The following is a 12,431-nucleotide window of genomic DNA, read 5'->3' as shown; positions in this document are numbered from 1 at the left end:
CCAGTCAATTAAATTTTGTGCCGAATCATGTAGTAGATTCTGTCTTTTTTCACTGTTTTTCATGGTGTTCATATTGATTAAGTATACAGGAAAAAAACCCCTTTTCATATATAATCATCAAATAAATTTGCATTTTATGGTTATTTATTTGTGTTGATCAGAAAAAAAGGTGATCCATTCATGTTTAAATGAAATAATTCTGAATAATGACCGAAACGTTGATATTTATACGCTAAGATAGCAACAGATTTAACCATTAATGCGAAGTGAAAGGAGATTCCGTATGAAAGTGTTGTAAAATGACGATTTCATTGAAAAAAGGATGCTCATGTGGATATTGGAGATAGAGGCTATCAATCGCCAATCGCGAAATACATAGAGAAAAACTCTTCCCCTACAAAATAAAGAAGAAACAAAAGAAAGCAAAGTCAGTACAACTGAATCAGAGATTGGCTACTATGTAAAAGGTGAACGTGAAAAGTCATTTGCTTATTCCTTTCATACAGCACTTTTACTTGAAGTAAAGGTGGGGGTTGTCTACGGTCTGCACTTCTCATTTGAGAGGTGTTTTTTTGCATAAAGCTATGTTAAATAACTCTATTAATAATCGGTTGAAGGGAATTTTTGTTCTTTAGATATAAAATAAGATGAGAGTGAATTGTTAAGAATCGTATTGAATGACATCAACCAAGAAATAGATCTAAACGAATAAGATGATTGTTGAAATCTGTCTGCTCTCTCCATATGGGACCTATGATAAAGTTGGTTTATTAAGATTCTCCAAATGGGTGTTAAAAGGTGGGATAAGTAAATGTTAGGATTACCAAGAGGGGAAGTTTTTTTAGTGCCTTGGTCTATGGAGTGGAAAAACGAATATGAAAAAGAAAAGCGCCAGATAATAGCTGATATTGGTCAATACACAATCAATGTACATCATATTGGAAGTACGGCAGTAAAAGGTTTAAGCGCTAAGCCAATTATTGATATTGCAATTGAAATAGAACATTTTTTTGATGGAGAAAAATGTGTAATAGCGTTGGAAGGACTCGGTTACTCATATAAAGGAACAAACGTATTACCCGAAAGACACTACTTTAATAAAGGAGAACCACGAACACATCAAATCCATATGTACCAAAGACATAATAAGTATTTACTTGAACAGTTAAATTTCAGAGATTACTTGAGAAATAATGAGCAAGCTAGAAGTGAGTACCAACAGCTTAAACTTAAATTATCAAGTTTACATGGAAATGACAAACACAAATACGCACATGAAAAAACTGATTTTATTAAGTCAATCCTTGAAAAGATTTAGGTGAGGGTTTGCTCTTTAGATGTTCATAAGAGAGGTCATTCACAGAGGAACTCCCAATTAACGGAGTTCTTTTATTTTTCATTAAATCAACATTATTTTTGAACTTAAATTGCATAAAAAAAGCAGGTTCGCTTGGCTTGGAACGAACCTGTGAAGGAGGAAAACTACATCATGTTTTCACCTATATTATCCAATATTTATCAATTGTCGTCAAGACAAAAAGTTAGCCGGAGGAAAATATTTTGACTGAATTGTGTCATTTTGGCATGTATATCCTTTTTTTGATTGGGGGATATTAACCGAAAAAAGAGGTGAAGCCGATGGCGTACATTCTTTCAGCTGGAACAAGTCTGCCAAAACATCATGTGGATCAGCAAGCAGCTGCTCAATTTGCAAGGTCTCAATTTAAACGATCGTTTAAAGATATTGATCGACTATTAAAAGCTTTTAATAATGGCGAAATAGAGAGCAGGCAGTTTGTACAGCCTATTGATTGGTATCAAGAACATCACTCTTTTGAAGAGAAAAACAACCTCTATGTCGAAAAAGCATTGGCTCATGCGAAAGAAGCCGTTTTTCACTGTCTGCATGAAACAGCATTTCTTACAAAGCCAGTTCCTTTTGGTGAGATTGATGCTTTGTTTTTCATCTCCAGTACAGGGTTATCAACGCCAAGTCTTGATGCAAAGCTGATGAATGTTCTTCCATTTTCTCCTTATACGAAACGAGTGCCAATTTGGGGGTTAGGCTGCGGGGGCGGGGCGGCAGGCTTATCCCGAGCTTATGAATACATCAGGGCGTATCCAGAAGCGAAAGTGCTAGTTGTTGCCTGCGAGCTTTGCAGCCTCACTTTTCAGCCGCAAGATCAATCAAAAAGCAATTTAATAGGAACCTCTCTATTTGGTGACGGGACTGCGGCCGTTCTTTTAACTGGAGAAAAGGCCGCCTCTAAGTATTCACGGTTAAAAACGGTACCTAAAGTGCTTGGCACGCAGTCAGTGACCATGAAAGATTCTGAGGATGTGATGGGATGGGATTTTACCGACGACGGATTTCGGGTCATCTTCTCACGTGACATTCCATCCATCATTTCTGGGTGGTTAAAAGAGCAAGTGGATCAATTTTTACATCAGCTAGGGTTTTCAACAGAGGATGTATCCGTATTTCTTGCTCACCCTGGAGGAAAAAAAGTGATTGATGCCTATCTGGAAAGCCTATCTTTACAAGAGCATCAGTTATTTTCTTCAAAAGAGGTTCTGAAACAGCATGGGAATATGTCCTCTGCCACCGTTTTATATGTGATGAAGCATTTTCTTGAACATCAGTCACTAGATGCGGGACAGGTGGGGCTTTGCGGAGCACTTGGTCCAGGCTTTTCGTCAGAATTATTGCTCATGAAATGGGAGGGGCTCTCGTGATGATTTTCTGGATAGTGATTGGCATTTTCATTTGTCAGCGCCTCATTGAAATGCTTGTGGCAAAAAGAAATGAAAAGAAGGTGAAGGCGATTGGAGCGATTGAATTTGGTGCAAGCCATTATCCATATATGGTCGCCATGCATGCAGCATTTTTCCTCTCGCTTATTGGAGAGACATGGCTGCTGCATCGTCAACCGTCTCGCTTTTTCCTATTGCTGCTTGTGTTCCTGCTTGCTACCCAAGTGATTCGGTACTGGGCCCTATGTTCACTTGGGACGTATTGGAATACAAAAATCTTAGTCGTTCCAAATGCGATGATTGTGAAAAAGGGGCCGTATCGCTGGTTAAAGCACCCCAACTATGTGGTGGTGGCGATTGAACTGATGTTCATTCCGCTGCTATTTAACGCATTTATTACGGCCATTTTGTTTACGTGTTTAAATGGATGGATGATGATGGTCAGAATACAAACAGAAGAAAAAGCACTGAATCAGTATTTACTAAATTAATATTGAAAATCATTATCAATTGTGCTACACTTTCATTAATGATAAACATTCTCAATCATGAAGGATGGATGGTGATCACATGACAATGATTTTCTTACTCGGTACGGTCTGTGTATACAGCTTATTGATTGGCTTCGTATTAAAAGGTGTTTCAAAAAAATCTGCTTCCTGATTGCAGTCCATTGTGACTGATCGGGCAGCAGTTTTTTTTATTTCCTCAGATCAGAAGAAAAATCTCTTTATTTTGTGTAAAATGGTACACATACATAACTGACTTTTCTAAAAACAAAGGGGTTTATCGTCATGAAAGACTTGTCTATTCGAGATTCGCTCGTTCAAACTACAGGTGCTTTATACCAAAGCCTTCTGAAAAGGGGTGATCACGAGCGCGCAACCAAACTTGCATCTATTATGAAAAAGGAAGCTGAAGAAGAAGTATATATCGCATTTACCGGCCACTATTCTGCTGGTAAGTCATCACTAGTGAATCATCTTCTTCATGATCACATCTTGCCCACAAGCCCAATTCCAACGAGTGCAAACTTGGTTGTTGTCAGGAAAGGGGTAAGTGAAGTTCAGCTCCATACGTCAGATGGACGTTTTGCAAAAATGAGCGGTTCTTATGATAAAGAAGCGGTGCAGCGTTTTTGTAAAGATGGGGAACAGATTGAGATGGTGGAAATTAGCGGTGATTATAGTGGACTTGAAGAAAAAGTGGCACTCATTGATACACCGGGAATTGATTCAACGGATCATGCGCACTTTTTATCCGCTGCCTCCATTCTTCATCAAGCGGATGCTCTTTTTTATGTTGTTCATTATAACCATGTCCATTCTGAAGAAAACATTCGCTTCATTCGCTCGATTAAAGAGCAAGTACCAAATCTTTATTTCATCGTCAATCAAGTGGATCGGCACGATGAACAAGAGACAGCTTTTAAAGATTACAAAAAACAAGTCGTTGAGATGCTTTTAAAAGAAGGCATTGAGGAAGAACATCTATATTTTACTTCTGTGACGGATGAGGCACACCCAAAAAACGAAATGGTCCGTCTATTGAAGAAACTACAAGAATTACAAACCATGCCTAAAGCATCACTTCGAGCCTATACAGAGCAGAAAATTGAACATGTTTTAAAAGAACATATGGACTCGTTAAAAGAAGAGCTGCATGATGAGAACCTTGATAAGCAACTTCAAGAAAAAAGGAATGAAGTGAAAGAACTAGAAGAAAAACGCCGATTTATTGAAACTGGTGCAAAACAGGTAGAAGATGAAGTGTCTTCTGAAGTAGAGAATATCTTAAAAAACGCAAACCTTACGCCATTTAAGATGCGAGAGCTTGCAAGTAACTATATCGAATCGAAAGCACCTGGCTTTAAAGTGGGTTTACTTTTTGCCAAAAATAAAACCGAGCAGGAAAAGGAAAAGCGGGCAAATGATTTCTTAGCAGATGTAAAAAAGAGAATGAAAGCGGAAGTTGACTGGCACATTGCCGAGCTCCTTAAAAAAGAAATAAAACAGCATCAGCTTGGCGAAGCGTTATTAGACAAAGCCATGGCATTTGAGACACCTATTGAAGAATCCCTGCTTAAAAAGGTCATTCACCAAGGGGCAACTTTTTCTAACGAATACGTTCTTCAATATGCGAAAGATGCTGGTGAAGCATTGAAAAGACAGGCAAAACAGCAAGCGCTTCAATTGATTGAACAGATGATTGAGACCTTGAAAGACCAGCTCCGGAATGAACAAGAGAAGCAAGAGGAAAAATGGGAGCAAGCGAAACAAGAGCTTCAGAGCCTTGAGGGGTATAACGAAAAAAATGAACAAATAAGACAGGATATTCAGCATATATGGGATATTTGGCAAAACGGAACGGATGAGCATATCCCAGGTGACTGGTTTTATGCGAAAAAGCAATGGATGCAGCACGACCAGCTGGAGAAGAATCACGCATCAATTCATGTTGAAGAGAGCGATCAAGCTGCTGAACGGACAGAGCGCAATCAATACCGTCAATCACAGCATTTAACAACAGCACAATCAATTGCACAATTTAAAAAGCTTTCCCGCATTTTATCGCCTTTAGACATTCTAAAGTCTCAAAGAGATTCCTTTGAAAAACGAACAGAACGGCTGCAGGCAAAAGAATTTACACTCGCATTATTTGGCGCTTTTAGTTCTGGAAAATCTTCTTTTGCCAATGCGCTTGTTGGACGGAAGGTGTTACCATCATCTCCTACGCCAACAACTGCAACAATTAACAAACTGACACGACCTACGGAAGATCATCCTCATGAAAGTGTCAAAGTGGTGTTTAAAACCAAGCAGGACATTCTAGAGGAACTCGATCAGATTCTTGGATTTTCGATCACAACAGAAAAAGGAGATTCGTTTCAGGCAAAGCTGGAAAGAGTACTGAAAAAACGGCAGCTCGAACAGGATCACCGAATCATTGTAGAACATTTTCTACAAGCCTATGCCAAGTTTCATGATGACATTGACAACCAAACCAATGTACATGTCACACTTCAAGAATTAAAGCCTTATGTAGCGGAAGAATCTGTTTCTTGTGTGGTGAAGGAAGTGACGGTGTATTTAAGTACACCTTTGACAGATAAAGGACTGACGATTGTCGATACACCAGGTGCAAGCAGTATGAATAAGCGTCATACAGAAATCGCCTTCCAGTATATGAAGGATGCAGACGCCCTTCTTTATTTAACGTATTATCAGCACTCTTTCTCAAAAGCTGATCGCTCATTTTTACGGAAGCTTGGACTCGTAAAAGATTCCTTTAGCATGGATAAAATGTTCTTTATCATCAATGCAGCTGATTTGGCTAAGGATCAAGCAGAGCTTGAAACCGTATTTCACTATGTACGAAGCGAGCTTACAAAAGAAGGCATCCGCAATCCAAACCTGCATCATGTGTCTAGTAAGGAAGAGATCGAAGGGAAAGAGCCGACATCTTATAATCAATATGCAACACTGAGAAAACAGCTCGACTATTTTATTGAGGAAGAATTAACGAAAGATGCCATTGAACTTTTGCATTTTGAAGCTAATACATTATGTACAACGGTCGATAGACTACGTGCGACCTTGCATCAATCAGAAGATGAGAAAGAAGCTGAAAAGAAAAACATCAAGACATCCTATGAAGCCATTCTCGAAAAAATGCAAGATGTGAAACGGTCTAAGCTAGTGACCGAAAGCGTAAAAAAAGACGTACATGAACAGCTTTATCATATTGTACAGCGGCTTTCATTATTTGCGAATGATCTGTTAAAGTCGGCCTTTTATCCTGGCATATCTCAAGGGAATTTTGGTCAGCAGTTAAAAAAGGCACTTGAGAAAGCGTTAAAGGAGTATGAATTTGAATTTGTGCAGGAGCTCAAGGCACTTGATATCCGAATGGAATCGTTTATCCACCATTATTTCCAAGAGGAGTGGGAAAAAGGGATGCAGGCTGCATGTGCGGAAGATCCTTACTTTTCTCTCAGCCTGTCAGCCCCTGAGGAGAAAAATGCTGAGCTAAAACAAATTGAAGTCGAAGCAGAGATTGCACCATTTGAGCCGCTTTTAAAGAGACAAAAATCAGCGAAAGCCTTTTTTGAACAAAATGAAAAGGCTGCGTTTATTGAAGCCATTCGAGATGTTCTACATCAAATGACAACATGGTGGGCAGATAAAGAAAAAGAAGAGTTGCTAAGCAGATATGAAAAGCTAGTCAAGATCTATACGGAAAGATACGAACAAGATGCTCTCCAACAGCTCAATGAGCAAAAACAGACATTTATGACGAGCCTTATAACAGATGCTGAAAAACAGGCGATCATTGAACAAGTTTATGAACAAACAAATGAATGGAAGAACCAGTTGAAAACGATATGATTCATGATAGACTATATAAAAAAGAAAGCAGTTGATAGACGATGACGAGCGTACACGAAGAAATTTCTGCACATTCACAGAAACAACATGCTCACATTCAATCTTTTCTTGCACTTGAACAAAAAAGAGAGCAGGCGATTGAATCGGCTGTGAAAAAATGTGAACACAATGAACCATTTTCAACAGATGAGATCAATGCCATTACTTCTAAAATGAATGAGCTTGCCCGAGGCGGAATTGTTCCGCTTCGTAAACATGTCACGATTGAGATGGTGGAGGAATACACCCAGCGTAAACAGAAGTAAAGAGTAACTTTCTCATTTTTGGTCATCTTAACAAATGAACCAGAAAGGGGAATGATCATGGCAAAAAAGCAAAACGTAAAGCAGCAGGAGGAGCGCATGCCGAAAGAAAAAGACATGCCATCCTACGCAGAAGCGGAAACGAAAAAAATGCAATATGGTAAAAAGTAATCGGGCTGCCTCTTCTTTATCAAAAAGAAGAAGGCGCCTTTTTTATGTTCGTTTCGATGTTCTATGATAGAATAGGAGTATTGTTTATAAAAAGGGAGTTTAGATGAATGAATAAACACGTATTACTTGTAGATGGAATGGCCCTTCTTTTTAGGTCGTTTTATGCGACGGCTGTCCATCGCAATTTTATGATAAATGATCGTGGTGTGCCGACAAATGGAGTGAATGGTTATTTGAAGCATTTGTTAACAGCTGTCCAAACATTTGAGCCGACTCATATCGTTTGCTGCTGGGATATGGGAAGCCAGACATACCGGAACGAATTGTTTCAAGATTATAAAGCCAATCGAGGCGAGGCACCTGTTGAGCTTATCCCACAGTTTGATTTAGCAAAAGAGGCGACAGAAGAACTGGGGATCATGAACATTGGTGTGAAAGGTTTTGAAGCAGATGATTGTATTGGAACGCTTGCATCAATCTATCAAAACGAAGCACATGTGACCGTCTTAACAGGAGATAAAGATTTGCTACAGATCTTGAATGAACAAGTGACCGTGGCTTTAATGCAAAAAGGCATCGGGAATTATAAGCATTATACAAAAGCCCTTTTTGAAGAGGAAATGGGCATTTCTCCAAAGGCGCTGATTGATATGAAAGCACTGATGGGTGATGCTAGTGACAATTATCCTGGTGTAAAAGGAATCGGAGAAAAAACAGCATTAAAATTTATCCAAACATATCAAACGATTGATCGACTATTAGAAAATGTTCATGCATTAACGGCAGCTCAGCAAAAGAAAATGCAAGCAGGTTTAGAAGATCTGAAGCTTTCTCGTATACTGGCAGAAATTAAATGTGATGTACCACTCAGCTGTCCGATTGACGAAACAAAAATAAAAATGGACCCAGAGCGGGCAGCGGCAATGCTGCGCTTGCATCAAATTAAAGGGATCGAACCAATGGTTAATCGCTTAAGTCAATTAGGAATCAGCTAAGGTTGTTCTTACGCAGAAAAGAAACAAAGGGCTACATGTATTAGCCCTTTGTGTTGCTTTTTTTTGCCTTATTTTCTAATTGCGATATTGGCTGTTTATCTTTTGTCTGCGCATCACCTTGAGGAGTCGTTCCGTTTGTGACACGGCCTCTGTTCTCTTTATCCAATTCGTATCACCTCACACATTAGCATAACCAAAAGAAAAGCGATTCATCCTTTTGAAAGGTGAATCGCTTTTCTAGCGAGCTGATCAGCCACTTGATTTTCCTTGCTCGGAATCCACTTAATGAAAAATAAATCAAATTCGCTTTGAAGCTGCATCATCTCTTCGATAAAATGACGAAAAGCTGGATTTTTAGCAAATCCTGCATTGGCTGCACGATCCACTACTTGTGAATCAGTGCGGAATGAAACAGTCCGCAATCCTTTCTCTACGCAGATTTTCATTCCTTCAATGAGCGCGGTAAACTCTGCTTCATGATTGCTCATGCTGCCAAGTGGGATGGAGAAAGACTCAGCTTTTCCGTCATATTTCAAGAAAATGCCGATGCCAGATGGACCTGGGTTTCCGGCACTAGCACCGTCAATATATATTTCAGCTGGCAATTTATTTCCCCCTTTCATCAATCGGAACCATTTTTTTCGCCGCATACGCATAAGGTGTGCCAATTGCAGCGACGATAAATTTAATCACATAAGTCGTGATGAAAATTTCGATCCATATATGGAATGGGTAGGTACCAAGAAAGGCAATGGTTGTGAAAACGAGTGTATCAAGCAGCTGGCTAATCATTGTACTCCCCGCATTTCGCAGCCAGAGCGCACCGTCTGAAGGAAATATCCGACGAATAAACGAATATACATAAACATCTAACATTTGACTGATGATATAAGCAGCAAGACTACCAAGAGCGACCCTTGGCATAAAGCCAAAAATCGTTTCTAATGATGATTGGGAAATGTCAGATGAGGCGGGATGGAAAAGCAAAGCCTCCTGCATGACAACAGTTAATGTCAAAAGGGTGGCAAAGCCAATCCAGACAGCTTTTTTCGCTTCGGTTTGTCCATATTTTTCATTTAGGACGTCCGTTGCAAAGAACACACTGCCGTATAAAATGTTGCCAAGTGTTGCTGTTAAGCCAAATAATTCAACGGTTTTGACCACTTGTAAATTAGCAGCAACTGTTGCAAAACCAATCCAGACGAAAAGCCCCATCTTGCCAAATCCTTTATAAAATAGAAGAACAATGATAAAATTAATGATCGCAAATAAGATCCAAATACCTTCATTAAACAAGTGACATGAACTTCCTTTCTGATTGTAAAATGTAACTTTTTGATTATAGCATAACGAACGTTAACCTTAAAAGTACGGGAAGGCGATGTGATCAATGAAACTAAGAGCACACTATACAATGAAAGTGAAATCAATTGGGTCCATTGCTTTTCTCCAAGAAGATTGGATGGAGCTCAAAGAGGCCTTGCTTTTAGCAAAACATATAGACAAAAAAGAACCGCAGTCACTTCTATCATTTGAAGATGAAAAGGGTGCGATGTGGTCGATGAAAGAACTTGAAAAGCTAAACGAAGAACTTAGGCTTGAACCCGATCAGCTTCAGGTCTATTTTGATGCGAATTTTCGTAAAGAAACAGGTGATGCTGGGCTTGGAATTGTCGTGTATTACCAGCTTGGGCAGGATGCATACCGATTAAGGAAGAATCAGCCTTTCCAGAGCACCACGAACAATGAGGCAGAGTATGCGGCTTTATTTGAAGCAATAAAAGCTTTAAAAGAACTGGGAGCCAGCAGAAACTCTGTTACGATTAGAGGAGATTCTCTTGTGGTGATGAATCAGCTCAAAGGGGAATGGCCTTGTTATGATGATATACATAACAAATGGCTCGACCGAATTGAGGCTGCGATCAAAGAGCTGAAGCTCACGCCAACATATGAAGTCATCGATCGTAAACAAAATGCAGAAGCAGATCAGCTTGCCAGACAGATACTTGCAGACGTCCCCATCGAAAGTAAGTTGAAATTAGAAGCAGACGGAGCTGAATAAAGTGGATAAAAAAACAGCAGTAAAAGAATTAACAGATCTTCAAGACACGTATTGTTCAGATTGCTTGATTAAGAAGCACTTTCGTAAAGAATTTGGCAAAAAATACGCGCACTCCTTTTGTATACAGCAATGCACGGTAGGAGAGAAGATCAAACAATACGGGAATGAATTACTCAAAAAATAAGCGTACACTCCGGTTTTTCCCTAGATGTATCATACGTTCACGAAAAAAAACGAATAGAATGTGTAAAAAAAGAACATATTCTGAAAAATGAGCCGATATAACTATAGAAAGTTTTGGTTGAGTTACTTTTTGACTAAGTGACGGATAATAGAGGAAAAGGGGAAGGCCGGCATGGATAATAAGGATTTTGAAACGGTATTACATCGGACATTTCAAGAGGTGTACAGTGATCTAGAGCAACTGGTAGATGTAGCAAAGAAGGGAAGACCTTTTCTCGAAAAAGATATCTCTGAAATTGAACAAAGATTAAAGCAAAATATTTTAGCGATTGAAATTCAGCTGAAAATCAAATAAGAGAGGCATACGCCTCTCTTTATTTTGTCGTTTCATCATTGATTGAGTTGATTAGATTTTTGTTACGTTTGCAGCTTGAGGTCCACGATTACCTTCAACGATTTCAAAAGAAACTTCTTGTCCTTCTTCTAGAGATTTGTAACCGTCACCTTCGATAGCTGTGAAGTGAACGAATACGTCGTCTCCGCCTTCAACTTCAATGAAGCCGAAACCTTTTTCATTATTGAACCATTTTACTTTACCGTTTTGCATATTGCTTTTTCCTCCTAGTACTGTAGCACACCTTTTGGCATACTAAAAAAAATTTTTCATCACCTAACGACTTAAGCAGTTGTTAAATGATGGTTCCACTATACACCATCAAAAGTAAAGCGTCAAGCAGGCAAGCCAAATTTTGAGCAGAATGTTTGATTTTTTTGTTTTTTTAGTGAATGACATTTATCTATAAAACGTCCTAATCTCATGAAACCTAACGTATAACTTGTCCGTATATAGTAAAAATACAGAAAGAGGTGCGTCATGAATCGTTACACAATTGAGGAGTTTGTTCAGAATACGCAGCAAGAAGACAAAGGGGAAGGGGTCTTCGAACTTGAAACATCAAGATTGTTAGAAATTAATTTAACGGATACTATTTGGGCAAAGACAGGCTCTATGGTTTCATATCGCGGGAAAATAAAGTTTGAACGTGAAGGTGTATTTGAACACGGTGTGTCAAAGATGTTCAAAAAAATGTTATCAGGAGAAGGAACCTCTTTGATGAAGGCCACAGGTGATGGGAAATTATATGTAGCAGACCAAGGCAAAAAAATCTCGATTCTTCGATTGGCTCAAGGGGAGTCTATTTTCGTTAATGGAAACGACCTGCTCGCATTTGAACCGTCAGTTCGATGGGATATTAAATTAATGAAAAAGGTATCTGGCATGCTTGCAGGTGGATTATTTAATGTCAAACTTGAAGGACCAGGTCTTGTGGCAATCACAAGTCATTACGAACCGCTGACGCTGATTGTTCAGCCAGGTGATTCTGTTTATACAGATCCGAATGCGACGGTCGCATGGTCAGGAGATTTGCAGACTGAATTTGTAACAGATGTATCGTTCAAAACGTTTATTGGCAGGGGAAGCGGAGAGTCCATTCAAATGAAGTTTAGCGGAAGTGGCTTTGTTGTTGTTCAGCCGTTTGAAGAAGTGTATACAACGAATGGAAATCAAGGTTAA

At 39.2% G+C, this 12,431-nt stretch carries 15 protein-coding genes; 11 read left to right on the top strand and 4 right to left on the bottom strand.

The features are described 5' to 3' along the window. Positions 1–811 precede the first annotated feature (811 nt). The 7 genes from NST57_RS10770 to NST57_RS10740 all read left to right on the top strand — a co-directional run bounded on the left by NST57_RS10770 (position 812) and on the right by NST57_RS10740 (position 8,610). Complete coding sequence (locus NST57_RS10770) at positions 812–1,318, top strand: GrpB family protein (protein WP_046343818.1); 507 nt, start codon at positions 812–814, stop codon at positions 1,316–1,318. A gap of 320 nt (positions 1,319–1,638) precedes the next feature. Continuing rightward, positions 1,639–2,736, top strand: coding sequence for a type III polyketide synthase (locus tag NST57_RS10765; RefSeq protein ID WP_341298543.1), 1,098 nt, complete (start codon positions 1,639–1,641; stop codon positions 2,734–2,736). Continuing rightward, the gene (locus tag NST57_RS10760) at positions 2,736–3,245 is read left to right on the top strand and encodes an isoprenylcysteine carboxyl methyltransferase family protein (RefSeq protein WP_017367476.1); all 510 of its coding nucleotides are present in this window, start codon (positions 2,736–2,738) and stop codon (positions 3,243–3,245) included. The genes NST57_RS10765 and NST57_RS10760 overlap by 1 nt, the downstream gene beginning before the upstream one ends. 64 nt (positions 3,246–3,309) lie before the next feature. Next, positions 3,310–3,417: a Fur-regulated basic protein FbpC gene (fbpC, locus tag NST57_RS10755; RefSeq protein ID WP_306172627.1), complete on the top strand. Its 108-nt coding sequence runs from the start codon at positions 3,310–3,312 to the stop codon at positions 3,415–3,417. Positions 3,418–3,548: 131 nt separating this feature from the next. Beyond that, on the top strand, positions 3,549–7,142 hold the full coding sequence (locus NST57_RS10750) for a dynamin family protein (RefSeq protein WP_341298542.1): 3,594 nt from the start codon (positions 3,549–3,551) through the stop codon (positions 7,140–7,142). 41 nt (positions 7,143–7,183) lie between these two features. Beyond that, on the top strand, positions 7,184–7,447 hold the full coding sequence (locus NST57_RS10745; protein ID WP_008346351.1) for a YpbS family protein: 264 nt from the start codon (positions 7,184–7,186) through the stop codon (positions 7,445–7,447). Between the two features lie 275 nt (positions 7,448–7,722). Further along, positions 7,723–8,610, top strand: coding sequence for a 5'-3' exonuclease (locus NST57_RS10740; RefSeq protein ID WP_047946659.1), 888 nt, complete (start codon positions 7,723–7,725; stop codon positions 8,608–8,610). 40 nt (positions 8,611–8,650) lie between these two features. On the opposite strand, the gene NST57_RS10735 is transcribed toward NST57_RS10740, so the two are convergent. Genes NST57_RS10735 through NST57_RS10725 form a run of 3 tightly spaced genes read right to left on the bottom strand, consistent with a single transcriptional unit; the run spans position 8,651 to position 9,906 of the window. After that, complete coding sequence (locus NST57_RS10735; RefSeq protein ID WP_008346357.1) at positions 8,651–8,776, bottom strand: hypothetical protein; 126 nt, start codon at positions 8,774–8,776, stop codon at positions 8,651–8,653. Positions 8,777–8,819: 43 nt separating this feature from the next. Further along, positions 8,820–9,215, bottom strand: coding sequence for a reverse transcriptase-like protein (locus NST57_RS10730; RefSeq protein ID WP_142155337.1), 396 nt, complete (start codon positions 9,213–9,215; stop codon positions 8,820–8,822). A 1-nt stretch (position 9,216) separates the two neighbouring features. After that, entirely contained in the window at positions 9,217–9,906 is a 690-nt protein-coding gene (locus NST57_RS10725) for a queuosine precursor transporter (protein ID WP_142155336.1), read from the bottom strand. Between the two features lie 94 nt (positions 9,907–10,000). Between NST57_RS10725 and NST57_RS10720 the strand changes: the two genes are divergently transcribed. From NST57_RS10720 to NST57_RS10710, 3 genes are all read left to right on the top strand, one after another. Then, positions 10,001–10,672, top strand: a complete 672-nt coding sequence (locus NST57_RS10720; RefSeq protein ID WP_142155335.1) for a reverse transcriptase-like protein — start codon at positions 10,001–10,003, stop codon at positions 10,670–10,672. Between the two features lies 1 nt (position 10,673). Next, positions 10,674–10,856 carry a zinc-finger domain-containing protein gene (locus tag NST57_RS10715; RefSeq protein ID WP_008346366.1) on the top strand — a complete coding sequence of 61 codons (183 nt, stop codon included), beginning with the start codon at positions 10,674–10,676 and terminating at the stop codon, positions 10,854–10,856. Between the two features lie 171 nt (positions 10,857–11,027). Next, positions 11,028–11,210, top strand: coding sequence for a hypothetical protein (locus NST57_RS10710; protein WP_008346368.1), 183 nt, complete (start codon positions 11,028–11,030; stop codon positions 11,208–11,210). A gap of 51 nt (positions 11,211–11,261) precedes the next feature. Here the strand turns inward: NST57_RS10710 and cspD are convergent, their stop codons facing one another. Then, positions 11,262–11,462 (bottom strand): cold-shock protein CspD, encoded by a 201-nt coding sequence (cspD, locus tag NST57_RS10705; protein ID WP_003215784.1) that lies wholly within the window; start codon positions 11,460–11,462, stop codon positions 11,262–11,264. A gap of 267 nt (positions 11,463–11,729) precedes the next feature. Between cspD and NST57_RS10700 the strand changes: the two genes are divergently transcribed. Continuing rightward, positions 11,730–12,431: an AIM24 family protein gene (locus tag NST57_RS10700; protein ID WP_017359709.1), complete on the top strand. Its 702-nt coding sequence runs from the start codon at positions 11,730–11,732 to the stop codon at positions 12,429–12,431.

This window comes from Bacillus sp. FSL M8-0077, from assembly GCF_038050255.1.
GTDB classification, from domain to species: Bacteria; Bacillota; Bacilli; order Bacillales; family Bacillaceae; genus Bacillus; species Bacillus altitudinis.
The sequence above is the reverse complement of the archived record's forward strand: the minus strand, read 5'-3'. Positions and strand labels throughout refer to the sequence as shown.